A 22,963-nucleotide genomic window follows, 5' to 3' on the forward strand; every position below is an offset into this window, starting at 1 on the left:
CGTCTCACGGCATGGAAAGCGGCTTGCGGTCCACCGCAGGCGCGCCTAGCTCAGGGCTGTCTGGCACGCCAGCCCAGCACCAGCGTCGCAGCCAGCGCCAGCAGCGTGCCGGTGGACACGAGGAGTCACGGCAGCTCGGCGTTGTCGGCCGGTGCCTCCACCGGCTTGGGCCCGACGGTGCCCAGGCGCGCGCGCAGGCTCTGGGGCTGGCCGGTGATCAATGCGGCGTAGTTGGTGGTGTTGGCCAGCACCTTCTTCACATAGTCACGTGTTTCGGTGAACGGCACGTTCTCGGCCCAGATGGCGCCGTCCAGCACCGGGCCGTTGCGCCAGTTGCGCGGGCGCCCGGGGCCGGCGTTGTAGCCGGCAGCGGCCATGGCCATGGAACCCTGGAAATCGTCCAGCGCCAGCTTCAGGTAGGCAGTGCCGATCTGGATGTTGACGTCGCGGTCATTGATCATGCCGGGCGTGAAGTCGCTCATGCCGATTTTGCGCGCCGTCCATTTGGCCGTGGCAGGCATCACCTGCATCAGGCCGGAGGCGCCCACACCGGAGCGCGCATCCATGATGAAGCGGCTCTCCTGGCGGATCAGGCCATAGACATAGGCCGGGTCCAGCCCGATGTTGCCGGCACGTGCCAGCACCGTCTCCTGGAAAGGCATGGGGTAGCGCTGCTTCCAGTCCATGAACCCGCGGGTGCGTTCGCTGGTGTTGATGCAGCGGTCCCACACCTGGGCGCGGCAGGCACGGTCGGCGGCGGCGTACAGCGCACGGTCGCCCATGCCGCCGCTGTCGTGCAGGTTGGTGGCGTAGTTCCATTCGCGCACGCCTTCGCTGCGCAGCCCCATGCGGATGGCGTACAGCGCGCGGGTCAGGCTGGGGTTTTTCTCGGCAGCGTCCTTTTCCGCCGGCGTCAGCGGCTGTGGGGCAGGCGGCACGGTCACGCGCTGGCCCAGCTCCTCCAGTGCCAGTTGTTCGTAAAAGCCGTCCACGCCGGCAATGCGCTCGAACAGGGCGCGCGATTCGTTCTTTTCGTGCTCGGTCACCACGCGGCCGGAGGCGATCGCCTTGGCCTTCCAGTAAACCCAGCTCGGGTCGGCCTGGGCAGTGCTGCTCATCCCGTCGATGGCCTTGCGGGCCAGGCTCCAGTTGCCGGCGCGCAGCGCGGCGCGGGTCTTCCAGGCCAGGGCGTCGTCATCCAGATCGCTGCTGCGCGTGACCTTGTCAAAGTAGGTCACGGCCGTGGGGTCCAGCTTGCGAGCGGCCATCTTGCCGATCACGCCCCAGGCCCAGTTGCGCTCCTCGGTGCGCAACTGGTTGGCCCAGCGCGCGTTCATCTGGTCGGCGGCCTGGGACGGGTCGTTGGCGGCCATGCGGATGATGGCCAGCAGGGCCAGTTCGCGCCGCACATTGCCGCGCGCGTTCTTGCTGGTACCGCTGAGGTATTTGATGGGCGAGGCAAACACATCGCCCACCTGGGATTGCATCTCCGGCGCGACGATGCCCACGGCACGGCTGGTCTGGCCCTGGCGGTTGAGCTCGGCGCCCAGGCGCGCACGCTGCCAGATGACCTCTTCCTTGAGCTGCTTGTTGGCGTACAGCGTGGCGGCCAGGTTCGCGCAACCATCGTCGTTGGCGCCCTGCGTGTGCCACAGCCGCACGGCCTCCTGTGCCACGTTCTGCGGTGCCTTGCCCTGCAGCAGATCCGCAGTCAGCGCATAGCAGCGCACTTCGCGGTCGTCCTGCATGCGGAAATCGGCGTGCTGCTGCGCAAACGTCGCCCAGTCGCGGTTCTTGCCCAACTGCAGCAGCCAGTCGTTGCGCAAGCGGTCTTCCTGGTAAGTGCCGCGCCAGCGCTGCAAAAAGGCCTGGACTTCCTGCGGTGTGGCGGAATCCAGACGGACACGCAGCTCCCAGTACGCGGCCCAGGGCTCCAGCGCATGGCCTTGGGCGGCCGGCAACAGCCGCGCCAGCGCGGCTTTGTCGCCCTTGCGGAAGGCTTGCTGCATTTGCAGTAGCACATCATCCCCCGTCGTCTGGGTAAAACCCAAAGAGGGGGCGACGGAAAGCAGGGAGGCCGCGCAAAGCGGTGTCAGAATCTTCAGCCAATGCATGGGGGAATTATGTGATGGACAAAACAGCCCTACGCCGCCGATTGGTGGAACAGCGCCGGAATATGGAAGACCGCCTACATCGCAGCGACTTGCTGCAGCAGGTGATGCGCATCTGGTTGGTGGACCGCCCGGACACCGTGATCGGTGCCTACTGGCCCATCAAGGGCGAATTCGATCCGCTGCCCATTCTGCACCGCTGGAAGGAGGACGGGGAATTGCTGGACAAACCCCTGCGCCGCCGCATCGGCCTGCCGGTGATCAACAAGGAGCACAAGACACTGACCTTCCACGTCTGGTACCCGGGCTGCCCCATGGAAGAAGACGCCTACGGCATTCCCAAGCCCAAGGACACCGAGGTGATCCAGCCCACGCTGCTGTTTGTGCCCTGCGTGGGCTACGGTACCGGCGGCTACCGCCTCGGCTATGGCGGCGGCTTCTACGACCGCACCCTGGCCACGCTGCGGCCCAAGCCCTTCACCGTGGGCCTGGGCTTTCGCGAAGCCTATGTGGACGACTTCGAACCCGAGGCCCACGACCAGCCGCTGGACGCCCTGCTGAACGACAACGGCGTGGTCTGGCCGCTGCCGGACCTGCCCACGCGCTGAGGCCCGCCATGACCAGCCCCACCCGCCCCGCTGCCAACGACGCCCGCGCCGCCAGCGGGCAGGGCATGGACGCCACGCGCGACCTGTTTGCCGAACTGGATGTGGAGCCTCCCGCACCGCCTGCCGCCGCCGCCCCTGTTGCGGAGTTTGCGCCCTCTGGCGCTGCACCCCAGGCCCCGGACCTCAGCAGCCCTGCGGAAGACAGCCCAGCCCTGGCATCCGGGCCGCGCATCACCTACGCCGAAGCACAGCGTCTGATGGCCATTGGCCGCAGCCAGGGCCCGCAGGCGCTGACACCGGACCAGCACCATGCCCTCTGGGACTGCCTGCGGGAGCTCCCCGAAAGCCAGGCCTGGCTGGCCGCCCAGCTCACCGCCTTGCAGGGCGAGCTGCAGGAACGGGGCCTGCGCCCCCGACAGGACCACCGCACGGGACGTTGATCCACACGTCCCAAACGTACTCTCGGGCACGGCGCAAGGTGGTGTCCACTCCGCTGGGGCTGCAGCCGTGGAAGAAACGCAGCACTGCGGCGCCCCATCGGCGGCGCGGCAGGCTTCAGGCCGCGGCCGCCGCCCGCCAGCGCTGCCAACCCTTGGCGCGCAGTTCGCAGGCCGGGCAGCTGCCGCAGCCGTAGCCCCAGTCGTGCAGCACATCGCGCGTGCCCTGGTAGCAGGTGTGGGTGTCGCGCACGACCAGCTCCACCAGCGCCTCTCCCCCCAGGTCCTGGGCCATCTGCCAGGTCTGGGCCTTGTCGATCCACATCAGCGGCGTCTCGATGCGCAGCCGCCGCTCCAGGCCCAGGTTCAGCGCCAGCTGCATGGCCTTCATGGTGTCGTCGCGGCAGTCGGGGTAGCCGGAAAAATCGGTCTCGCACACGCCGGTGACGATGACCTGCAGCCCGCGCCGGTAGGCCAGTGCACCGGCCAAGGTCAGAAACAGCAGATTGCGCCCGGGCACAAAGGTGTTGGGCAGACCATCGGCCTGCATGGCAAAGGCCACGTCCTCGGTCAGCGACGAGCCGCCGATCTGCTGCAGCACATCCAGCGTCAGCACATGGTCTTCGCCCAGCCGGGACGCCCACTGCGGGAACTGAACGCGCAGCCGGTCGCGCACGGTGTGGCGCGCCTGCAACTCCACGCGGTGGCGTTGGCCGTAGTCGAAACCCAGGGTTTCGACGCGGTCGTACTTGGAAAGGGCGTGGGCCAGGCAGGTGGTGGAGTCCTGACCGCCCGAAAACATGACAAGGGCCGAGGTATGCATAGCGCCCGATTACACACCGCAAATGTAGCGCTGCGGCTACAGTAGGACATCATGCGCACCCCCGCCCCCTGCACGCATTCTCGGCACAGAAAGGTCGGCCCATGCTTCAGCTGTACATAGGAAACAAGAACTACTCATCTTGGTCGCTGCGGCCCTGGCTGGTACTGCACCAGCTGGGCATTCCGTTTGAAGAGATGAAGGTGCGCTTCGACAGCTTTGCCCCGGATTCGCACTTCAAGCAGACGATGCTGGGGCTGGCCCCCACCGGCAAGGTGCCGCTGCTGGTGGACGACGGGCTGGCCATCTGGGACACCCTGGCCATCACCGAATACCTGGCCGAGCGCTTTCCGCAGGCGGGCATCTGGCCCACCCCGGTGGCCGACCGGGCCCGGGCCCGCAGCCTGTGCGCCGAAATGCACAGCGGCTTCACCGCGCTGCGCAGCCACTGCCCCATGAATGTGGAAGCCCATCTGCCCGAAGTGGGCGCCCGGATCTGGGCCGAGCAGGCCGGGGTCCGCGACGATGTCTACCGCCTGATCGACATGTGGGGCCAGCAGCTGTCCACCCACGGCGGCCCCCTGCTGTTTGGCAACTTCTGCGCGGCCGATGCCTTCTTCGCCCCGGTCTGTCTGCGGCTGGACCGCTACGCCCTGCCGCTGCCCCAGCACATCCAGCCCTATGTGCAGCGCGTACTGGCCCTGCCGTCCGTGCGCGAGTGGACCCGTGCCGCGCTGGAGGAAAAAGACTTCCGCGAGTTCGAGGAGCCTTACCGCACCGCCAGCGGGATGCTGGCCGAACGGAGCCTGCCCCAGCCCTGACGCACTGCGCGGCGCCCCAGCGGGCTGCGCCGGGGTCCAGCAGCGGTGCCCCGTCTACACTTCGGCCATGAAGATCTATATGGTTGGCGGCGCAGTGCGCGACCGCCTGTTGGGGCGGCCTTTGCACGACACCGACTGGGTGGTGGTGGGCGCCACGCCCGAGGACATGGTGGCCCGGGGCTACACCCCGGTGGGGCGCGACTTTCCGGTGTTTCTGCACCCCGACACACACGAGGAATATGCGCTGGCCCGCACCGAGCGCAAAAACGGCCACGGCTACCGCGGCTTTGTGGTGCACACCGCCCCCGATGTGACGCTGGAGGAAGACCTGGCGCGGCGCGATCTGACGATCAATGCCATCGCCGCGCCAGCGGACTGGGAGAACACAGACGCCTTGTGCGACCCCTATGGCGGCCAGGCCGATCTGGCGGCCCGGGTGCTGCGCCATGTGACCGACGCCTTCCGCGAAGACCCGGTGCGCATCCTGCGCGTGGCACGCTTTGCGGCGCGTTTCAGCGATTTCACGCTGGCCCCCGAAACCCTGCAGCTGATGCGCGAGATGGTGGACGCCGGCGAGGCCGACCACCTGGTGCCCGAACGCATCTGGCAGGAGATCAGCCGCGGGCTGATGGAAGCACAGCCCTCGCGCATGTTCGGCCTGCTGCGCGACTGCGGCGCCCTGCAGCGCGTGCTGCCGGAGCTGGACCGCCTGTGGGGCGTGCCCCAGCGCGCCGAATACCACCCCGAGGTGGACACGGGCGTGCACGCCATGCTGGTGCTGGACATGGCGGCCCGTCTTGACACCCCGCTGACGGTGCGCTTTGCCTGCCTGTGCCACGATTTCGGCAAGGGCACCACGCCGGCCGATGTGCTGCCACGCCACATCGGCCACGAGCAGCGCAGCGCCCGGCTGCTGCAGGGCGTGTGCGAGCGCTGGCGCGTGCCCAATGACTGCCGGGAGCTGGCCGATGTGGTGGCGCGCGAGCACGGCAACATCCACCGCAGCAGCGAGCTGAATGCCGCCGCCGTGCTGCGCCTGCTGGAACGCTGCGATGCCATCCGCAAGCCGGCGCGCTTTGCCGAGGTCCTGCTGGCCTGTGAATGTGATGCGCGCGGGCGCACCGGCTTTGACAACGCGGCCTACCCCCAGCGCCCGCGTCTGCAGGCCGCGCTGGATGCCGCTCTGGCCGTGGAGACCGCGCCCGTAGCCCTGGCGGCAGCCCAGCGGGGGCTGAAAGGCAAGGCCGTTGGCGACGCCGTGGCCCAGGCCCGCGAACAGGCGGTAGCGGCCGCGCTGCGCGCCCCGCAGCCGGCGGACTGAACCCGCGCCAGGCGGAAGCCAGGCCTGTGCAAACTGCCAGAGATGTGTGCTGCGCTGCGGGAACACCCGCAAGGGAAAACCGCCTCTCCCGGCGGCAGGGCGACGGAGGAATATGGAGGGGTTGGGTCCCACAGCCTCGTGGGAGCACACCCACGCCCATCCACCCCCTGTGTCCCTTTGTTGCTGGAGATTTGCCATGGCCTATGCCCTTCCCGGTCAGTCCGGTGCGCTGCACAAATACCAAGACCGCTACGACAACTACATCGGCGGCCAGTGGGTGCCTCCCGGCAATGGCGAGTATTTCGACGTGGTCACGCCCATCAACGGCAGGGTCTACACCAAGGTGGCGCGGGGCACGGCCGCCGACATCGACAAGGCGCTGGACGCCGCCCATGCGGCAGCCGATGCCTGGGGCAAGACCTCGGCCACCGAGCGCAGCAACATCCTGCTGCAGATTGCCGACCGCATCGATGCCAACCGCGAGCTGCTGGCCTATGTGGAAACCATCGACAACGGCAAGGCCATCCGCGAGACGCTGAATGCCGACATCCCGCTGTCGGCCGACCATTTCCGCTACTTTGCAGGGGCCATCCGCACCCAGGAAGGCGGTATCAGCCAGATCGACAACGACACCGTGGCCTACCACTTCCACGAGCCGCTGGGCGTGGTCGGGCAGATCATTCCCTGGAACTTCCCCATTCTGATGGCCGCCTGGAAACTGGCTCCCGCACTGGCCGCCGGCAACTGCGTGGTGCTGAAGCCCGCGGAATCCACCCCCATCTCCATCCTGGTGTTGGTCAGCCTGATCGGCGACCTGCTGCCACCGGGCGTGCTGAACATCGTCAACGGCTTTGGCCGCGAAGCCGGCATGCCGCTGGCCACCAGCAAGCGCATTGCCAAGATCGCCTTCACCGGCTCCACCAGCACCGGTCGGGTGATTGCCCAGGCAGCGGCCAACAGCCTGATTCCGGCCACCCTGGAGCTGGGCGGCAAGTCGCCCAACATCTTCTTTGCCGATGTGATGGACCAGGACGACAGCTTTCTGGACAAGGCCATCGAAGGCCTGGTGCTGTTTGCCTTCAACCAGGGCGAGGTCTGCACCTGCCCCAGCCGTGCGCTGATCCAGGAGTCCATCTATGAAAAGTTCATGGAACGGGTGCTGAAACGCGTGGCAGCCATCCAGCATGGCGACCCGCTGAACCCCAGCTCCATGATGGGCGCGCAGGCCAGCAAGGAGCAACTGACCAAGATCCTGTCCTACCTGGACCTGGGCAAGCAGGAAGGCGCCGAGGTGCTGATCGGCGGCGCCCAGGCCCAGCTGGGCCCGGAGCTGGAAGGCGGCTACTACGTGCAGCCCACCATCTTCAAGGGCCACAACAAGATGCGGATCTTCCAGGAGGAAATCTTCGGCCCCGTGCTGGCCGTGACCACCTTCAAAACCGAGGAAGAAGCCCTGGCCCTGGCCAATGACACCCTCTACGGCCTGGGTGCGGGCGTGTGGAGCCGCAACGGCAATGTGGCGTACCGCATGGGCCGCGCCATCAAGGCCGGCCGCGTGTGGACCAACTGCTACCACCACTACCCGGCACACGCTGCGTTCGGCGGCTACAAGGAATCAGGTGTGGGACGGGAGAACCACAAGATGATGCTGTCCCACTATCAGCAGACCAAGAACCTGCTGGTTTCCTACTCCGAGCAGAAACTCGGCTTCTTCTGAAGCCCTGTTTCCTGCTGCAGGTCAGACAAGGCCTGCAGCAGGCACCCTCCCCAGTCTCCCCGCACTTGACACCCATGCCGATGGTGCGCAAGCTGCACCACGGCAACCTACCTTTTGTCGGTTTCCACGATGGATGCCGCACCGGGCAGCCTGGCCCAGGTGCCCTATGCCCTGCCATCTCAGCAGACACAGACCTGGAATGTGCAGGCTCTTGCCCTGGGCGTATCCGGCCTCATGGCGGCTGCGCCCCTTGCTTCAAGGAGATGTTCGGATGACGCTTCCCCAGACCATGCAAGCTGCCGTGGTGCGCGCTTTTGGCAAACCGCTGACCATCGAAGAAATGCCGGTCCCCCGCCCGGCCGACGACCAGATCCTGGTGAAGATCGCCGCCTCGGGGGTCTGCCACACCGATCTGCACGCTGCCGAAGGCGACTGGCCGGTCAAACCCCATCCGCCCTTCATTCCCGGCCACGAAGGCGTGGGCTATGTGGCAGCGGTGGGAAAGAACGTCAAGCACGTCAAGGAAGGCGACCGCGTGGGCGTGCCCTGGCTGCACAGTGCCTGCGGCTTCTGCCGGCATTGCATCGGCGGCTGGGAAACGCTGTGCGAATCGCAGACCAACACCGGCTACTCGGTCAACGGCGGCTTTGCCGACTATGCGCTGGCCGACCCCAACTATGTGGGCCACCTGCCAGCGAATGTGGGGTTTGTCGAGATTGCGCCCGTGCTGTGCGCCGGCGTCACGGTCTACAAGGGCCTGAAGATGACGGAAGCCAAACCCGGCGACTGGGTGGTGATCTCCGGCGTGGGCGGGCTGGGCCATATGGCCGTGCAATACGCCAAGGCCATGGGCTTCAATGTGGCGGCCGTGGACATCGACGATACCAAGCTGCATCTGGCCCGGCAGCTGGGCGCCACGGTGACGGTGAACGCCAAGACAACCGACCCGGCGGCCTACCTGCAAAAGGAAATCGAGGGGGCGCACGGCGTGCTGGTCACGGCCGTGTCACCCAAGGCCTTCGAGCAGGCGCTGGGCATGGTGCGCCGCGGCGGCACCATTGCGCTCAATGGCCTGCCTCCGGGCGACTTCCCGCTGCCCATCTTCAGCATGGTGCTCAAGGGCATCACGGTGCGCGGCTCCATTGTCGGCACCCGGCTGGACCTGCAGGAGTCGCTGGACTTTGCCGCCCAGGGCAAGGTGAAAGCCACAGTCTCGACCGACAAGCTGGAAAACATCAACGACATCTTTGCCCGCATGCACCAGGGCCAGATCGAAGGCCGGGTGGTGCTGGACATCGCCACCTGAGCCCCGGCTGCAGCGCCTGCACCGCCAGCAGCTTCCGCTGGTGGCGGTGCATTCACAGGAGACAACCATGGTCGAGCGTGTCATTGCCACCCCGGCGACGCTGGAGCTGATCGAACTGCTCCGGACCAAGCACGGGCCGCACCTGTTCTTTCACCAGTCCGGCGGCTGCTGCGACAACAGCGCAGCCAACTGCTATATCGAAGGGGAACTGACCATCGGCCCCGGAGACATACAGCTGGGCACGATTGGCGGCCTGCCGTTCTACATGAGCGTCTCGCAGTTCGCCTACTGGAAGCACACCCAGCTCATCATCGACGTGATCGAGACCCACGGCGGCGGCACCTTCTCGCTGGAAGGGCCGGAGGGCAAGGCCTTTCTCACCCGGTCGCGCGTGTTCACCGACGCGGAACTGGCCACGTTGCGGACGTCCGAACCCGGCTGACGCCTGCGCCATGCCCCTGTCCCGCGCGCACCATGGAGGGTCTCCTTCCACCTGCGCACCACCATGCCCTCCCTGCACGCTGTGATCCTTGGCATTGCGCTGAGCCTGGGCCTCGGCGGCAGCCATGCGGCCAGCCTGGCGGCGGAAGACACGCGCCTGCAACTGCTGTACCGCCCGGAATCCGCCCCTGCCACCCAGCCCTTGCGACCCGTGGCGCTGTCGCCCAACCTCAACCTCACCCCTGAACAGCTGGCCATCGCGGCACGTCGAAGCCAGCTGTCCTTTGCGGCCAAGCTGGAATGCAGCGCCCTGGATACCCGCCTGCCGATGCTGGAGCGCGCCGCCAGACGCGCCAAACCCGACCTCAAGGCCGAAGCCGAGCACACCCTGTCCCTGGCCCGCCTGCGCTACACGGTGCTGCGCTGCTGAACGCCCCGGGCAAGCCCCCACTTCCGCTCCCGCATTCATCCAATATTCATCTGGGCGCCGCACGATACACGCAATCTTGGCAGTAGCGCCCCCGTTTTGGAGATGTGCTGCCCCCGCAATCACGCCCGCGGTCCATCGCGACGGGCAGGAGAAAACGATGTATCCCGTAGGCTTTCCGCTGTGGCGCTGGTGCGGCCGCCAAGGTGCAGTCCTGCTGCTGCGTGTGCAGGTCCAGCGGAATTCCGCTACCGGCTGTTACAGCGCCACCAGCAGCAGCCTGCCCGGCCTGCTGGTGCGCGCCCGTACCCGGGAAGGCCTGATCTCCCGCGTCTATGCCTGCGCCGAACTGCTGCTGACCGACGAACTGGGCCAGCCGCCGCGCCAGCAAGCGCTGATTGCCTGGGATGGGGTATTCCAGCACGGCATACCGGCGCCGGCAGCCTGGCAGCAACTGGGCTCCGGCCGCTCCTGGAGCTGAGCTCCGCAAGCCAGACCCCGCAGGGGGCCATCCGGCCGTCCGGGGCGGCGATGCGCACCCTGCCCAGAAAACACGGTCAGCGCCCGACGTTGGGACCGGCCGAGCACCGCCACGCGGTAGCATGGAGGCACACCCTGCCACCCGGGCAGGCCTGCCCCCCGACTCCATGCACTACCTGAACCAAGCCGCCGGCGGTCTGATGCCGGATAGCGTGCTCCACGCCGTCTCCCACTACATGCAGCGCGAGCAGGCGCTGGGCGCCTACATCGCCTCCCAGCAGGTGCAGCCCCAGCTCCAGCAGCTCTATGCCCGGCTGGCCGAACTGCTGCACTGCCAGCCTGCCGATATCGCACTGACCACAGGCAACACCCACGGCTGGTGCGCCGTCGTAGGTGCGCTGCCGCTGGAGGCCGGTGACCGCGTGCTGGTCACGCCTGGGGAGTGGGGCGGCAACTACGCCATGCTGCGCCAGTTGCAGGCACGCACCGGTTGCGTGGTCGAGGAAATGCCCTGCACGCCCGGCGGCGCACTGGACATGGCGGCGCTGCAGGCCTCGCTGGATGCGCGCGTCAAGCTGGTCGCCCTCACCTGGGTTCCGGCCAACGGCTGCACGGTGTATGACGCCACCGCCCTGGGCCAGCTCTGTGCCCGCCACGGCATTCCCTACATCGTGGACGCGGCCCAGGCGCTGGGCCACATCCCCGTGGACGTCCAGGCGCTGCAGTGCGATGCGCTGACGGCCCCCGGCCGCAAATGGCTGTGCGGCCCGCGCGGCACCGGGCTGGTGTACCTGAAACCCGGTTTTGTTGCCCGGCTGCAGCCCATGACGGTGGACCATGTGTCCTGCCCCATCACGCCCACCGGGCCAGCGATGCGCCAGGACGCGCGGGTGCTGGAGCAGTCGGAAGCCTCCATGGCCCTGCGGCTCGGCCTGCTGGCCGCCCTGGACACTGCACAGACCCAGGGCTGGCCGCAGCGCTTTGCCGCCATTGCCCAGGGCGCCACCCAGTTGCGTGCCGCCCTGGCGCAGGTGCCGGGACTGCGCTTGCACAGCCTGCCGGATGCGCCTGCGGGCTGCGGCATCGTGCCCTTCACACTGGAGGGTTACACCCCCGCCCAGGTCCAGCAGGCACTGCTGGCCCAGGACATCCAGGTGGCCGCCAGCGGCATGGGCTACACCCCGCTGGACATGCAGGCCCGGGGCCTGACCGCCGTGGTGCGCGCCTCGGTGGCCTGGCACACCAGCGACGCGGACATCACCGCGCTGGTGTCGGCCTTGCAGCGACTGGCTGCTTCGCAGACCGCACCGGTCTGAGCAGCGGCGTGGCCTGGCGCCCGCCGGCCTTCCATTCCTGGACTGCCCGCCTGGGGCCTACACCACCGACTGCACCCAGCGCACGATCTCGCCGGGCGGCATGGCACCGGAGACGCGGGCGGCTTCCTGGCCGCCCTTGAAGACGATCATGGTGGGAATGCTGCGCACGTTGAACGGTGCGGCCACATGGGGGAAGGCCTCCGTGTCCAGCTTGGCAAAGCGCACGGCCGGCTCCATCTGCCGGGCGGCCTGGGCGTAGCCCGGGGCCATCATGCGGCAGGGGCCGCACCAGGGGGCCCAGAAGTCCACCACCACCGGAATCTGGTTGCGCCCCACCTGCCGGGCAAAGCTGTCGGCATCCAGTTCGACCGGAGCACCGGTGAACAGCGGCTGGTGGCAGCTGCCGCAACCGGGCGCGCTGGCCAGTTGCCCGGTGGCCACCCGGTTGGTCTTGTGGCAATGGGGGCAAACGATGTGCAGGGTCTCGGGCGTGGTCATGCGGTTCCTTGTTCCGTGGTCGAAAGCAATGTCTGCAGGTGACGCCGGATGCCGGTTTTGCAAGCCGGTGCAAGCCCCAAGCTGCCCGGGATCGGCTCACATCAGCCAGGCCACCAGCTTGACCAGGCTGAACAGCCCCACCGTCAGCAGCACCGAACTGGCGCAGGGCAGAAAAATCTCACGTCCCAGCAGGCGCAGGGTGACATCCCCCGGCAGCCGGCCCAGGCCGATCTTGCGCACCCAGCCCGTGGCGCTGTTGACCAGCACCAGCACCATGAACATCAGCAGCATCCAGCGGATCATGGGTGAGAGGCCTTTCTCGCCGTCACAGACGGTGGGTGCGGTCACCCTGGGAAAAACCGCGGGCCTCCCAGGCCTCCACGCCCTTGACCAGGCCGATCACCTTGAACAGCTCGCCCATTTCGTGCTCCAGCATCAATTTGAGCGCAGGAGCGCGCTGCGCCAGCGTGAGCTGCTCCAGTTTCTGCTGCAGACCGCAGTTGATGAGGAAATGCGCCTGGGTGGTGTAGCCCAGCACGTCAAAGCCGATGTCCTGGGCCGCCACGGCGGTGCCGGTGAAGTTGACGTGGGCGGTGATGTCCTTCAGGCCCACCTTGTCCAGCGGATCGCTGTCCACCTGGTGCAGGTGGTGGCAAACCAAGGTGCCCATGTGGCGCTGCGGGTGGTAGTACTCGCTCTCGCCGAAGCCGTAGTCGATGAAAAAGGCCGCACCGCGCTGCAGCCGCTCGCCCAGCGTGCGGACAAAGGCATCGCCCTGGAGATGGATCTCGGTCAGGTAGTCGTGCTCGCCGTCGATCTCCAGCGGCGGGCGCAGCTCGGTCAGCCGGTCCTGCCAGGCAAAGCCGGCACCGTCCGCCACCACGCCGCGCTCATGCCAGCGCCCCTGGGTGCGCTGCAGCAATTGCACCGGCATCGCGTCCAGCACCTCGTTGCCCAGCACCACACCGCTGAACTGTTCCGGCAATGCATCCGCCCAGTGCACCAGACCGGCAAACTCGGCCAGCGTCTCCTGCTGGCGCGCCCGCAGCGTGCCGGACAGATCGACAATGGTGTAGCGGCGCACGGGCACGCCCAGCGCCTGCAAGGCCTGCAGCACCTGCAGCGCCAGCGCGCCGGTGCCGGCACCGAATTCCCACAGCTCGTCGGTACCGGTGCGGGCCAGCGCCTCGGCAAGCTGCACGGCCAGCAACTGGCCGAAAATGGGGGACAGTTCGGGCGCGGTCACAAAATCGCTGCCCGACTGGGGCATCTGGCCGAACTTGGCGCGGTCGTTGGCGTAGTAGCCCAGACCCGGCTGGTACAGCGCCAGCGCCATGAACCGGTCGAACGGCAGCCAGCCGCCCTGCTGGGCCATGGTGTTTTGGATGTGTGACGCCAAGGCGCCCGGTAAACTTTCGGAGCTTTCCATCATGCAGGTCTCTTCCCGACGGAAGACCTGGGCCTTCCACCTTCAATGTGTGCCTTGTGAGCGACGCTGCCTCTACCAACCAACTGGGTCTTTCGAGTGAATTGCTGCGCTGGCTGCGCCTGCTGGTGCTGCCGTTGTGGGCGCGCGTCGTCATCTTCGGGTTGATGATTGTCGTCGTTGTCGGCGGCCTGACCATGTTGGCCTACGGGCTTTGGGCACAAAAAGACGATATGGCCTCGCGCGCCATGCAGCTCATCGCCCTGTCACTGCCGGTGCTGGTGGTGGTACTGGCCCTGGTTTTCGGCCAGAACAGCGACGCCAAGCTGCTGGGCCTGACCCACCAGCTGCTGGGCAAGGATTTTCCCCGTACCCTGGGCCAGCAGTTGCACGAGCGCGTGCAGCTGGGCGACCCTGTCCTGGGCCCGCTGTCCCACACCCTGCAGGGCGCCGAAGCCGAGGGCTACCTGCTCAACCCCAGCCCCGGCAAGCTGCAGTGCGCCGACGGCAGCGACTGCCAGGCGCTGATCCTCTACCGCAGCCTGCCCAAGGATTTCCTGCTGGAGCCGGCACAGCGCCTGTATTTCATCCAGGATCTGTCCTTCTTCATGGCCGGCGTCTGGCACGCGCTGCACACGAAAGCCCCCCGCACATGACACCCTGGGTTCTGATCACCGGCGGCGGCCTGCGCCTGGGCCGCGAATTCTGTCTGGCCTTTGCCCGCGCCGGCTGGAACGTGGCCTGCCACTATCTGCGCAGCAGCGAGGCGGCCGAGGCCACCTGCACCGAGCTGCGCGCCCTGGGCGTGCAGGCCGTGACCCTGCAGGCGGATCTGGCCGACCGCGCCGCCCTGCCCGCCCTGCTGGATGCCTTCACCGCTGCCACCGGCACCCTGCCCACGGCGCTGGTCAACAGTGCCTCCACCTTCGAGCCCGACAGCGCCCAGGACTTCCACCTCGACTGGGGCCGGGTCGACCGCCAGCTGCACACCAACACGCTGGCACCGCTGTCCCTGGCCGGCGAATGGGCGGTGCGCCTGGGCCAGACACCGCTGGCCGGCCCCCACAGCCCGGTCGCCATCCATGTGCTGGACCAGAAGGTGCACAACCTCAACCCCGACTACTTCTCCTACACTCTGAGCAAGCTGGCGCTGGAGCGGGCCGTGGTGCTGCAGGCCCAGGCGCTGGCGCCCGCCGTGCGGGTGGTGGGCCTGTCACCGGGACTGATGTACCCCAGCGGCCCGCAGAGCGAAGCCAATTACCAGCGCGCTGCCCGCGTCAACCTGCTGCGCCGCCCGCTGGCGGCAGCCGATGTGGCGCGCACGGCGGTATTCCTGGCCGAAAACCCGGCCATCACGGGCGTATCCCTCAGCGTGGACAATGGCCAGCATCTGGTGCCGCTGGAGCGCGACGTGATGTTCATGGTCCAGAGCGACGCTTGAACACCGGCAAAGCGCACGAGAAGCCCACTTTTTCACCACTTCCCCATGACCTCGCCATTTCCCAGCCCGCACGCTGTTTCCGCCTTGCTGGCACAATGCCGCCGGCTGTTTCTGCGCGGCCTGCAGGTGCAGGCGTCCATCGGCATCCACGGTTTCGAACGCGAAGCGCCCCAGCGCATGCGCTTTGACATCGATCTGTACGTGCCGCTGCACACCAGCACGCCGCAGCGCGATGCCATCGAGGAAGTGGTGGATTACGACTTTGTGCGCCAGGTGGTGCACCAGGCCGTGGGCCAAGGGCATATCGGGCTGCAGGAAACCCTGGGCGATGCCATCCTGGACGCGCTGCTGGCCCACCCCGGTGTGGTGGCCGCCCGCGTGGCCACCAGCAAACCCGATGTATACCCCGACTGCGAGGCCGTGGGCGTGGAGACCTTCCGTCTGCGCCCGGGCGCCGCAGCGCTTTTAACCGAAGCACAACCATGACCCACGCTGCAACAGGCAGCCAGACGCTGACCCTCACCGGCCTGCGTTTCAACGCCAATCTGGGCATTCTGGCCCATGAAAAAACCGCGCCCCAGCCGATTCAGGTGGACGCGGAGCTGAACCTGGGCCCCCAGCCGCTGCGCCCGCACGACGATGACATCACCCATGTGCTGGACTACCGCAAGGTGCGCCAGATCATCATCGACGAGTGCACCGCCGAGCATGTGAACCTGCTCGAGAGCCTGATCGGCAAGCTGGCCCAGCGCCTGATGCTGCTGCCCGGTGTATACGGCGTGCGCGTGAAGATTGCGAAACTGGAAATTTTTGACGACTGCGAAGTGGCCATTCGCATCGAAACCGGACAATGGTGAACCCCATGAATGCTGTGACTGACAACCCCTGGATTGCCGAAGAACCCGCGGCAGACGAAACCACCGCCGTCGACGCCAAGCCCGGCAAAATCAAGATCGAACGCGAACAGATCAAGCTGGAAAAGCGCCTGTGCCGCGAAGTGGGCAAGGCCATCACCGACTTCAACATGATTGAAGAAGGCGACAAGATCATGGTGTGCATGTCCGGCGGCAAGGACAGCTACACGCTGCTGGACATCCTGCGCAAGCTGCAAAAGCGCGCGCCGGTGAAGTTCGACCTGGTGGCCGTGAACCTGGACCAGAAGCAGCCCGGCTTCCCCGACCACATCCTGCCCGAGTACTTCAAGTCCATCGGCGTGGACTACCACATCGAAACCCAGGACACCTACAGCGTGGTCAAGCGCGTGGTGCCCGAGGGCAAGACCACCTGCGGCCTGTGCTCGCGCCTGCGCCGCGCCATCCTGTACAAGGTGGCCGACGAACTGGGCTGCACCAAGGTGGCGCTGGGCCACCACCGCGACGACATCGTGCAGACGCTGATGCTGAACATGTTCTACGGCGGCCGCATGAAGGGCATGCCCCCGAAGCTGGTCAGCGACGACGGCAAGCATGTGGTGATTCGCCCCATGGCCTATGTGCCCGAGAAGGACACCACCCGCTGGGCGCAGTACCAGAACTTCCCCATCATTCCCTGCAACCTCTGCGGCAGCCAGGACGGCCTGCAGCGCGTGGCCATCGGCGAAATGCTGCGCGAGTGGGACAAGAAGTTCCCTGGCCGCATCGAGAGCATGTTCCGCGCCATGGGCAACGTCGTGACCACGCACATGATGGACCCGCAGCTGCACAACTTCAAGGACGCCAAGGCCACCGGCATTGCCGACCCGAATGGCGACATGGCTTTCGACCACGAAGAGCTGCCAACCGCCTCCGCCCTGCCCGGAGGCCTGCAGGTGGTGCAACTGGGCTGACCGCCCTGTGCCCTCTGGGCATGGCCCCGCCTGCCCCGGCATCCAGCCCCGCCCTGCGGGGCTTTTTTGTGCCCGCTGACCTGTACCTGTGCAGCGGTCCGGAACTTGCCGGGCCGCAAACGGGTCACAATCTGCATGAAGGCGGCTTGCACGGCCGCCGCACCGACCGGGAGCTTTCTATGTCGCACCACCTTTTGACATCCCGCCGCCTGGCACTGGCCGCCGTCGCAGCCGCCACACTGGCACTGGCCGGCTGCGCCTCCGGCCCGCGCGAGATCACCAGCAGCGTCAGCAGCTACTCCACATTGGCCCAGTTGCCCGTGCCCCCCACCTACCGCATGGAGCTGCTGCCTTCCATGGCCCAGCAGCAAAGCTTTGCGCTGATCGAGCGCCAGGCGGAACAGTCACTGCAGCGCGTCGGCCTGACCCGCGACGAAACCCCGGGCAAGGCCAAGTTGGTGGTCCAGGTGATGGCCGCGGCCAGCTACGGCCGGGCCAACAACTGGCCGTACTACGGCCCGCCCGGCCCGATGTTTGGCTGGGGCCTGGGCTATGGCGGCCGCTGGGGCGGCGGCATGGGCATGAGCTGGATGATGGACGCGCCCCCCATGGTGTACTACCGCTCCGTCAAGCTGGTGATGCGCGACCAGCAGACCCAGAAAATCGTCTACGAGACCTCGGCAGCCTATGACGAGGTCTGGACCGACGACCGCGTGATCTACAGCGTGCTGTTCGACGCCGCGCTGACCGGCTTCCCCCATCCGCCCCAGGGCGATCGCGCGGTGCGCTCCACCATCCAGCAGCTGCCGGCCAACCAGGCCCCGGGCGCCACCGGGACACCCGCCACGGCGGCGCCTGCCGCCACACCGGCAGGTGCCATGCCCGCCACCGCGCCGCGTAGCACGCAGTGAACGCCCTCGGTGCACAGCGGGCGGCCGATGAGGCCCCGGACGCCCCGACCGACGCCGCCACCGTCGCCTGTTCCGAAGCATTCGCGGGCTACCGCCTGCCCGGTCAGCTGCGCCCTGCCGGGGCGGCAGCCGACTGTCCGCTGCTGGCCCTGCACGGTGCACGCTCCAATCTGCAGCGCCTGAATGGCCTGCTCGCGCCGCTGCAGCAGCTGGGCGTGGGCAGCCTGGCCCCCAGCCTGTCGGGCCACGGGCCGGATTCGCCCATGCCGGTGGAGCAGACATCGCTGACACACAACCTGCAGGAAGCACTGCGCTTTGCCGCACGCCTGGGACCGCAGCTGCGCATGGTCTACGGCGCCAGCATGGGCGGCGCACTGGCCATGCGCGTGGCCGAGCACCATGCCGACCAGGTGCAGGTGCTGGCCCTGTGCGGCCCGGCGCTGTACCCGGAAGCTGCCTGGATCGCCACGCACTTTGGCGCCCCGTTCCGGGAGGCGATCTCGACCCCGTTCGGCTTTTTGCAATCGCGTTCGCTGGACTTTGTGCGCCGCTTTGCCGGCCGGCTGCTGCTGATCCAGGGTGAATGGGACGGCCTGCAGGCTACGGCCCATGGCGCCCCGGCCGGCCGCGCCGCCGGAGAAACCACGCTGCAACGGGCCGATGGCAGCCACCACACCGTTTGGAGCCCCATCCCCGCCGAAGTCTTCAGCGCCCTGGCCGATGCTGCCGGCCCCCGCCTGCAGCACATCGTGCTGGAAGGTGCCGACCACCGCGTGGCCGCCCACCTGCAGCAGCACCCGGCCGTGGCCCGCACCCTGGCGGGTCTGATGCAACAGGCGATGCACGCCCCGCAGCCGGCCCCGCGCAGGCTGCGCATCGACCTGCACGGCCAGTTGGGGCCCGCGTGATCGCTGGCGGCGGCTTCGGCAGGAGGCGCCGCCAGCCGCAGGGTTGCGCGGTGCACACCACGCACTCGGCTACCATCCACCGCCATGCCTCTGGACACCGCCGACTTTCCCCCCGATCTGCTGGCCCTGCTGCGCCAGCCCCTGTCCTGCGCCGATGCACAGGAAACCATCGCCACCTTCTTCGCCCGGCCCGCGCTGGCCACGCTCTACCAGCGGGCCCGTGATCCCCTGCACACCGCGTCCATCCTGCAAGGCTGCGCCGCCCTGCTGCCCGAGCTGCCGCCCCAGCGTGCGGCCATGCTGGCCTTGATGTGCGGCACCCTGGTGGAAGACGACGCCGACCCGCGCGTGCTGTTCCCGGTGGCCCTGGACCTGCTGCACCGCTGGCTGCAGCAGCTGCAGCCCTACTGCGCCGAAGCGGTGGAAGAGGACGACACGGAGCCCCCCGATCCCGCGGCGCTGCAGGCCTGGGAGGATGCCCAGGCGCAGATGGCCGCCGTCCCCCGCGACCAGCGCTGGGAAGTGGAGCTGTTGCACCAGGCGACCGACCTGCTGGTGCTGCCGCTGATGACCATGGTGCTGCGCGAACGCCGCAACCACGCCGATTTTCTGGCCCACAGCGCACTGCAAGCACTGCTGGCCACCCTGCACCGCAGCGACAGCCTGCCGTTCGAGCAGCTGTACTACCTGGTGTTGGCCGCCGACATCAGCTACGAGGACGCCCTGGCCGTGGTGCTGCCGGCATCGGGCACGGGCTTCATCGCCCGCGTGCACGCCGCCAACAACGGCTTTCATGCGTTTTCGATGCTGCAGCGGCTGATCCGCCGCCACGGCCAGGCACTGCGCGTACGCCCGGAGATCTGGGACGCCGCAGACGCTGTGTCCGATGCATCCGATGGCGCCCCGGATGCCGATATGGACGGCGAGGTGGACGACGACGCCGACAGCGCCGATTCGGACACCGCGGCCTTCCAGTGGCTGCAGGCCACGGCCTATGCCGGGGGCCAATTGGTCAATCCCATGGCCTGGGCCTGGGGCGAGGCACCGTTGCGCAGCTTTGCTTCCCGCCAGGGCCTGCGCGTGCTGATCGCGCTGGACGGCGAAGGCGGCTGCAGCCGCCGCTGGTCCGGTTTCACCAGCGCCTGCCACGCCGCGCAGGATCCGCATGTGGAGTTCCAGCGCTACCTCACCCCCCAGGAAGTGGCAGCCCTGCTCGACTGAGCTGCGGCCGTCCGGGACCAAGCATCGCTACGCCCGAGCACCCGCGCGCGCAGAGACTCACAAACTGTGACAACGGCGTTGCAATCTTCCACATTTGCGGCATGCCGTCGCCGTGGCAGCGTGCTACCTTGCAGTCCTTGCCCGCGCCGAGCCTCCGCTCCCACCACCTTGCCGGGCGCTGCTGCAAAGGACACACCATGAAAACCGCATTTGCCACCGCCTTGCTGACCGCCGCCCTAGCCGCCACCTTGCCCGCCCAGGCCTCCGGCTGGGGCGATGCACTGCGCGACGGCGCCTCCAAGCTGGGCAGTGGTTCGGGCAGCGCCGCCAGCGAAGGCAGCAGCTCCGGTCTGGGCGGACTGCTGGGCAGCAACAGCGGCAGCACCGGGAGTGCTGCCGGACTGTCGGCCCTGGGTCTGGGCGGCCTGACCGGCTCGGGAACGGCCAGCAATGCCGCCGGCGTGATCACCTACTGCATGAAGAACAACTACCTGAACGCCGACAAGGCCAGCCAGGTGAAAGACCAGTTGCTGGGCAAGCTGGGCCTGGGCCAGAAGGAAGAGCCCAAGGACCAGGGCTACCAGAACGGTCTGATGGGCATGGTCACCGGTTCGGACGGCAAGAGCTTCAGCCTAGACAAGGTCAAGAGCAATGTGAAGGAAAAAGCCTGCGACTTTGTGCTGAACAACGCCCAGTCGCTGCTCTGAATCTCAACGCGTTGGCGCAGACCGCTGCGCCAGCGCTGCCGGGTGGCGCCAGAGGAACCCAAGGCTTGCCTGCGGCAAGCCTTTTTTCATGGCCGCCTACCGCCCAGGGGCTCAGCCCGGGTAGCGCCCCAGCACCAGCGAGGCATTGACACCGCCAAAACCAAAGCCGTTGAGCAACGCATGCGCCATGGCCACCGGCCGTGCCTGGCCACGCACCAGGTCCATGCCCTCGGCCCAGGCATCGGGCTGTGTCAGATTCAGCAGCGGCGGCACGGCCTGGTCGCGCAGCGCGAGCACGGTGAACACACTGGCCACGCCCCCGGCCGCCCCCAGCAAATGCCCGATGGCGGATTTGGTGGCGGTGATGGCCGGCCCCTGGCCTTGCGCCATGGCAGCGCAGAACAGGGTCCGGATGGCCGCCAGCTCGCCCCGGTCCCCCACCGGGGTGGATGTGGCATGGGCGTTCAGGTGCTGGATCTGCTCAGGCTGCAGACCGGCCTGGGCCAGCGCCGCCTGCATGGCCCGCAACGCACCTTCCCCGCTCTCGGGGCCGGCGGTGATATGGTAGGCGTCGGCAGAGGTGCCGTAGCCCAGCACTTCGGCCAGCGGCTGGGCACCACGGGCCAGTGCATGCTCCAGTGATTCCAGCACCAGCATGCCGGCGCCCTCGCCCATCACAAAGCCGTCCCGCGCCGCATCGAAGGGGCGCGACGCCTTGTCGGGCTGGTCGTTGAAGCCACTGGACAGCGCCTTGGCCGCCGCAAAGCCGCCCAGGCTGACCCGGTCGATACAGGCTTCGCTGCCGCCACACAGGGCCACATCGGCCTCGCCCGCCCGGATCAGCCGCGCCGCATCGCCCACGGCCTGGATGCTGGCCGCACAGGCGGTGACGGGCGCGCCAATCGGTCCCTTGAAACCATGGCGTATCGACACCTGACCTGCCGCCAGGTTCACCAGGAACGACGGCACTGTGAAGGGCGACAACCGCCCCGGTCCCCGGGTGTCGGTGGTGCGCACGGCGTCGGCAATCGCCCCGAAGCCGCCAATGCCGGATGCAATCACCGTGGCCGTGCGCTGCCGCGCGGGCTCGTCCTGCGGATGCCATCCGGCCTGGGCCAGCGCCTGGTCCGCCGCCCCGAGGGCGAAAGTGATGAAGCGGTCCATGCGCCGCTGGTCCTTGGCCGACACCACGGCATCGGCGTTCCAGCCCCCTTCGGGGTCTTCTTCCAGACCCGGGACGCGCCCGCCGATGCGGGTGTCGATGCCGTCGCACACGGCCGCATCCAGCGCCCGGATGCCGGACTGCCCGGCCTGCAGACGCTGCCAGGCCAGCTCCACCCCACAGCCCAGGGGCGAGACCAGCCCCAGGCCGGTGATCACGACGCGGCGGCTCATGCCCGGCCTCCGGCCAGCATCGGCGCCACAAGCGGCAGGGCTATGGAGAGGGAAAACTGCTTCATGGTAGGCAGCCGGGTGGTCCGGCACTTATGATGAGAGGCATCATCATAATTGTTTTGATGACCAGCATCATCTAAAACCATGAAAGTATCCAAGGCACAAGCTGCAGAGAACCGCGCCGGCATCGTCGATGCCGCCGCCCGCCTGTACCGGGAGCACGGCCTGGCCGGCGTTGGCGTGGCCGACATCACCCGCGACGCCGGCCTGACCCACGGCGGGCTGTACCGCCATTTCGAATCCAAGGATGCCTTGGCGCGCGAGGCCTGCCTGCGGGCCTTCGACTGGACCATCACGCCGCTGGAGGCGCTGGATGCACCGCGCGCTGACGCCGGGCCCGAGCAGCTGCTGCAATCCCTGGTGGACAGCTACCTGTCCACCACCCACCGCGACCACCCTGGCAACGGCTGCCCTGCCGCGGCGCTGGCCGTGGATGCGGCCCGCGCCGGGCCGGAGATGTCAGCGGTGTTTGCCCAGGGGGTGGAGCAGAACATCCAGCGCTTTACCCGCGCCCTGATGCCTGCCAGCGCACGCGACCAACGCCCTGCCACGCCCGAGGAACGTGCACGCACCATCGCCATGCTGTCCAGCATGGTGGGTGCGCTGGTGCTGGCGCGCGCCACGGCGGCCGGCAACCCGGCGCTGTCCGAAGAAATCCTGACCACGCTGCGCGCGCAGCTCGTCAACCCCGGAGCCGCCGCACAGGACTGACCCGCGCGGCGCAGCAGCCGCAGGCAGGCGGCCCGTTGGAGGGTGCTGGCAGCGG

Annotated in this window: 26 protein-coding genes; 20 read left to right on the forward strand and 6 right to left on the reverse strand. The window is 67.8% G+C overall.

Going from position 1 to position 22,963, the window contains the following annotated elements; all coding sequences use genetic code 11:
- Positions 1-125 precede the first annotated feature (125 nt).
- Positions 126-2,114, reverse strand: a complete 1,989-nt coding sequence (locus B3349_RS13475) for a lytic transglycosylase domain-containing protein (protein WP_291589394.1) — start codon at positions 2,112-2,114, stop codon at positions 126-128.
- 14 nt (positions 2,115-2,128) lie between these two features.
- On the opposite strand from B3349_RS13475, the gene B3349_RS13480 reads away from it, so the two are divergent.
- Entirely contained in the window at positions 2,129-2,719 is a 591-nt protein-coding gene (locus B3349_RS13480) for a 5-formyltetrahydrofolate cyclo-ligase (RefSeq protein WP_066541015.1), read from the forward strand.
- Between the two features lie 8 nt (positions 2,720-2,727).
- Positions 2,728-3,159, forward strand: a complete 432-nt coding sequence (locus tag B3349_RS13485) for a hypothetical protein (RefSeq protein WP_291589395.1) — start codon at positions 2,728-2,730, stop codon at positions 3,157-3,159.
- A 115-nt stretch (positions 3,160-3,274) separates the two neighbouring features.
- Here B3349_RS13485 and queC read toward each other — a convergent pair whose 3' ends face one another.
- On the reverse strand, positions 3,275-3,979 hold the full coding sequence (gene queC / locus B3349_RS13490; protein WP_291589396.1) for a 7-cyano-7-deazaguanine synthase QueC: 705 nt from the start codon (positions 3,977-3,979) through the stop codon (positions 3,275-3,277).
- A gap of 101 nt (positions 3,980-4,080) precedes the next feature.
- On the opposite strand from queC, the gene B3349_RS13495 reads away from it, so the two are divergent.
- The 8 genes from B3349_RS13495 (at position 4,081) to B3349_RS13530 (ending at position 11,805) form a co-directional block, all read left to right on the forward strand.
- On the forward strand, positions 4,081-4,797 hold the full coding sequence (locus tag B3349_RS13495; protein WP_291589397.1) for a glutathione S-transferase family protein: 717 nt from the start codon (positions 4,081-4,083) through the stop codon (positions 4,795-4,797).
- A 67-nt stretch (positions 4,798-4,864) separates the two neighbouring features.
- Positions 4,865-6,118 (forward strand): multifunctional CCA addition/repair protein, encoded by a 1,254-nt coding sequence (locus B3349_RS13500; RefSeq protein ID WP_291589398.1) that lies wholly within the window; start codon positions 4,865-4,867, stop codon positions 6,116-6,118.
- A 196-nt stretch (positions 6,119-6,314) separates the two neighbouring features.
- Positions 6,315-7,835: an acetaldehyde dehydrogenase ExaC gene (exaC, locus tag B3349_RS13505; protein ID WP_280011175.1), complete on the forward strand. Its 1,521-nt coding sequence runs from the start codon at positions 6,315-6,317 to the stop codon at positions 7,833-7,835.
- 271 nt (positions 7,836-8,106) lie between these two features.
- Entirely contained in the window at positions 8,107-9,141 is a 1,035-nt protein-coding gene (gene adhP / locus B3349_RS13510; RefSeq protein ID WP_291589399.1) for an alcohol dehydrogenase AdhP, read from the forward strand.
- A gap of 67 nt (positions 9,142-9,208) precedes the next feature.
- The gene (locus B3349_RS13515) at positions 9,209-9,583 is read left to right on the forward strand and encodes a DUF779 domain-containing protein (protein WP_291589400.1); all 375 of its coding nucleotides are present in this window, start codon (positions 9,209-9,211) and stop codon (positions 9,581-9,583) included.
- Between the two features lie 63 nt (positions 9,584-9,646).
- Positions 9,647-10,012, forward strand: a complete 366-nt coding sequence (locus B3349_RS13520; protein ID WP_291589401.1) for a hypothetical protein — start codon at positions 9,647-9,649, stop codon at positions 10,010-10,012.
- A gap of 157 nt (positions 10,013-10,169) precedes the next feature.
- On the forward strand, positions 10,170-10,490 hold the full coding sequence (locus B3349_RS13525) for a hypothetical protein (RefSeq protein WP_291589402.1): 321 nt from the start codon (positions 10,170-10,172) through the stop codon (positions 10,488-10,490).
- 121 nt (positions 10,491-10,611) lie between these two features.
- A complete protein-coding gene (locus B3349_RS13530; RefSeq protein ID WP_291589403.1) occupies positions 10,612-11,805 on the forward strand; it encodes an aminotransferase class V-fold PLP-dependent enzyme in 1,194 nt (397 codons plus the stop codon).
- A 57-nt stretch (positions 11,806-11,862) separates the two neighbouring features.
- Here B3349_RS13530 and trxC read toward each other — a convergent pair whose 3' ends face one another.
- The 3 genes from trxC to B3349_RS13545 form a co-directional block, all read right to left on the reverse strand.
- Complete coding sequence (trxC, locus tag B3349_RS13535; protein ID WP_291589404.1) at positions 11,863-12,303, reverse strand: thioredoxin TrxC; 441 nt, start codon at positions 12,301-12,303, stop codon at positions 11,863-11,865.
- Positions 12,304-12,399: 96 nt separating this feature from the next.
- The gene (locus B3349_RS13540) at positions 12,400-12,606 is read right to left on the reverse strand and encodes a DUF2905 domain-containing protein (RefSeq protein WP_066541035.1); all 207 of its coding nucleotides are present in this window, start codon (positions 12,604-12,606) and stop codon (positions 12,400-12,402) included.
- A gap of 22 nt (positions 12,607-12,628) precedes the next feature.
- The gene (locus B3349_RS13545) at positions 12,629-13,678 is read right to left on the reverse strand and encodes a class I SAM-dependent methyltransferase (protein ID WP_291589405.1); all 1,050 of its coding nucleotides are present in this window, start codon (positions 13,676-13,678) and stop codon (positions 12,629-12,631) included.
- Positions 13,679-13,788: 110 nt separating this feature from the next.
- On the opposite strand from B3349_RS13545, the gene B3349_RS13550 reads away from it, so the two are divergent.
- The 9 genes from B3349_RS13550 to B3349_RS13590 all read left to right on the forward strand — a co-directional run bounded on the left by B3349_RS13550 (position 13,789) and on the right by B3349_RS13590 (position 20,742).
- Positions 13,789-14,385: a hypothetical protein gene (locus B3349_RS13550; protein WP_291589406.1), complete on the forward strand. Its 597-nt coding sequence runs from the start codon at positions 13,789-13,791 to the stop codon at positions 14,383-14,385.
- On the forward strand, positions 14,382-15,170 hold the full coding sequence (locus tag B3349_RS13555; protein WP_291589407.1) for an SDR family oxidoreductase: 789 nt from the start codon (positions 14,382-14,384) through the stop codon (positions 15,168-15,170). The genes B3349_RS13550 and B3349_RS13555 overlap by 4 nt, the downstream gene beginning before the upstream one ends.
- A gap of 45 nt (positions 15,171-15,215) precedes the next feature.
- Complete coding sequence (locus B3349_RS13560; protein WP_291589408.1) at positions 15,216-15,656, forward strand: dihydroneopterin aldolase; 441 nt, start codon at positions 15,216-15,218, stop codon at positions 15,654-15,656.
- Positions 15,653-16,027 (forward strand): dihydroneopterin aldolase, encoded by a 375-nt coding sequence (locus B3349_RS13565; protein ID WP_291589410.1) that lies wholly within the window; start codon positions 15,653-15,655, stop codon positions 16,025-16,027. Before B3349_RS13560 ends, B3349_RS13565 begins: the two co-directional genes overlap by 4 nt.
- Positions 16,021-16,995, forward strand: coding sequence for a tRNA 2-thiocytidine(32) synthetase TtcA (ttcA, locus tag B3349_RS13570; RefSeq protein ID WP_291589412.1), 975 nt, complete (start codon positions 16,021-16,023; stop codon positions 16,993-16,995). The genes B3349_RS13565 and ttcA overlap by 7 nt, the downstream gene beginning before the upstream one ends.
- A gap of 179 nt (positions 16,996-17,174) precedes the next feature.
- Positions 17,175-17,906, forward strand: coding sequence for a DUF4136 domain-containing protein (locus tag B3349_RS13575; protein WP_291589414.1), 732 nt, complete (start codon positions 17,175-17,177; stop codon positions 17,904-17,906).
- Positions 17,903-18,814 carry an alpha/beta hydrolase gene (locus B3349_RS13580; RefSeq protein ID WP_291589416.1) on the forward strand — a complete coding sequence of 304 codons (912 nt, stop codon included), beginning with the start codon at positions 17,903-17,905 and terminating at the stop codon, positions 18,812-18,814. Before B3349_RS13575 ends, B3349_RS13580 begins: the two co-directional genes overlap by 4 nt.
- Positions 18,815-18,898: 84 nt before the next feature.
- Positions 18,899-20,035 carry a hypothetical protein gene (locus tag B3349_RS13585; RefSeq protein ID WP_291589417.1) on the forward strand — a complete coding sequence of 379 codons (1,137 nt, stop codon included), beginning with the start codon at positions 18,899-18,901 and terminating at the stop codon, positions 20,033-20,035.
- Between the two features lie 197 nt (positions 20,036-20,232).
- Entirely contained in the window at positions 20,233-20,742 is a 510-nt protein-coding gene (locus B3349_RS13590; RefSeq protein WP_291589418.1) for a YjjA family protein, read from the forward strand.
- Between the two features lie 111 nt (positions 20,743-20,853).
- On the opposite strand, the gene fabF is transcribed toward B3349_RS13590, so the two are convergent.
- The gene (gene fabF / locus B3349_RS13595; protein ID WP_291589419.1) at positions 20,854-22,137 is read right to left on the reverse strand and encodes a beta-ketoacyl-ACP synthase II; all 1,284 of its coding nucleotides are present in this window, start codon (positions 22,135-22,137) and stop codon (positions 20,854-20,856) included.
- A gap of 144 nt (positions 22,138-22,281) precedes the next feature.
- Between fabF and B3349_RS13600 the strand changes: the two genes are divergently transcribed.
- Positions 22,282-22,908, forward strand: coding sequence for a TetR/AcrR family transcriptional regulator (locus B3349_RS13600; protein ID WP_291589421.1), 627 nt, complete (start codon positions 22,282-22,284; stop codon positions 22,906-22,908).
- Positions 22,909-22,963 lie beyond the last annotated feature (55 nt).

Origin of the sequence: Comamonas sp. UBA7528, from assembly GCF_002479375.1 — a bacterium.
Classification (GTDB): domain Bacteria; phylum Pseudomonadota; class Gammaproteobacteria; order Burkholderiales; family Burkholderiaceae_C; genus Comamonas.

Bases quoted from the DNA above. Each gene is read 5' to 3' on its own strand.
- queC (WP_291589396.1), bottom strand. From the start codon at position 3,979: ATGCATACCTCGGCCCTTGTCATGTTTTCGGGCGGTCAGGACTCCACC.
- trxC (WP_291589404.1), bottom strand. From the start codon at position 12,303: ATGACCACGCCCGAGACCCTGCACATCGTTTGCCCCCATTGCCACAAG.
- B3349_RS13560 (WP_291589408.1), top strand. From the start codon at position 15,216: ATGACCTCGCCATTTCCCAGCCCGCACGCTGTTTCCGCCTTGCTGGCA.
- fabF (WP_291589419.1), bottom strand. From the start codon at position 22,137: ATGAGCCGCCGCGTCGTGATCACCGGCCTGGGGCTGGTCTCGCCCCTG.
- B3349_RS13500 (WP_291589398.1), top strand. From the start codon at position 4,865: ATGAAGATCTATATGGTTGGCGGCGCAGTGCGCGACCGCCTGTTGGGG.
- B3349_RS13545 (WP_291589405.1), bottom strand. From the start codon at position 13,678: ATGGCCCAGCAGGGCGGCTGGCTGCCGTTCGACCGGTTCATGGCGCTG.
- B3349_RS13540 (WP_066541035.1), bottom strand. From the start codon at position 12,606: ATGATCCGCTGGATGCTGCTGATGTTCATGGTGCTGGTGCTGGTCAAC.
- exaC (WP_280011175.1), top strand. From the start codon at position 6,315: ATGGCCTATGCCCTTCCCGGTCAGTCCGGTGCGCTGCACAAATACCAA.
- adhP (WP_291589399.1), top strand. From the start codon at position 8,107: ATGACGCTTCCCCAGACCATGCAAGCTGCCGTGGTGCGCGCTTTTGGC.
- B3349_RS13515 (WP_291589400.1), top strand. From the start codon at position 9,209: ATGGTCGAGCGTGTCATTGCCACCCCGGCGACGCTGGAGCTGATCGAA.
- B3349_RS13575 (WP_291589414.1), top strand. From the start codon at position 17,175: ATGTCGCACCACCTTTTGACATCCCGCCGCCTGGCACTGGCCGCCGTC.
- B3349_RS13555 (WP_291589407.1), top strand. From the start codon at position 14,382: ATGACACCCTGGGTTCTGATCACCGGCGGCGGCCTGCGCCTGGGCCGC.
- B3349_RS13565 (WP_291589410.1), top strand. From the start codon at position 15,653: ATGACCCACGCTGCAACAGGCAGCCAGACGCTGACCCTCACCGGCCTG.
- B3349_RS13495 (WP_291589397.1), top strand. From the start codon at position 4,081: ATGCTTCAGCTGTACATAGGAAACAAGAACTACTCATCTTGGTCGCTG.
- B3349_RS13520 (WP_291589401.1), top strand. From the start codon at position 9,647: ATGCCCTCCCTGCACGCTGTGATCCTTGGCATTGCGCTGAGCCTGGGC.
- B3349_RS13485 (WP_291589395.1), top strand. From the start codon at position 2,728: ATGACCAGCCCCACCCGCCCCGCTGCCAACGACGCCCGCGCCGCCAGC.
- B3349_RS13480 (WP_066541015.1), top strand. From the start codon at position 2,129: ATGGACAAAACAGCCCTACGCCGCCGATTGGTGGAACAGCGCCGGAAT.
- B3349_RS13530 (WP_291589403.1), top strand. From the start codon at position 10,612: ATGGAGGCACACCCTGCCACCCGGGCAGGCCTGCCCCCCGACTCCATG.
- ttcA (WP_291589412.1), top strand. From the start codon at position 16,021: ATGGTGAACCCCATGAATGCTGTGACTGACAACCCCTGGATTGCCGAA.
- B3349_RS13475 (WP_291589394.1), bottom strand. From the start codon at position 2,114: ATGCATTGGCTGAAGATTCTGACACCGCTTTGCGCGGCCTCCCTGCTT.
- B3349_RS13600 (WP_291589421.1), top strand. From the start codon at position 22,282: ATGAAAGTATCCAAGGCACAAGCTGCAGAGAACCGCGCCGGCATCGTC.
- B3349_RS13590 (WP_291589418.1), top strand. From the start codon at position 20,233: ATGAAAACCGCATTTGCCACCGCCTTGCTGACCGCCGCCCTAGCCGCC.
- B3349_RS13525 (WP_291589402.1), top strand. From the start codon at position 10,170: ATGTATCCCGTAGGCTTTCCGCTGTGGCGCTGGTGCGGCCGCCAAGGT.
- B3349_RS13585 (WP_291589417.1), top strand. From the start codon at position 18,899: ATGCCTCTGGACACCGCCGACTTTCCCCCCGATCTGCTGGCCCTGCTG.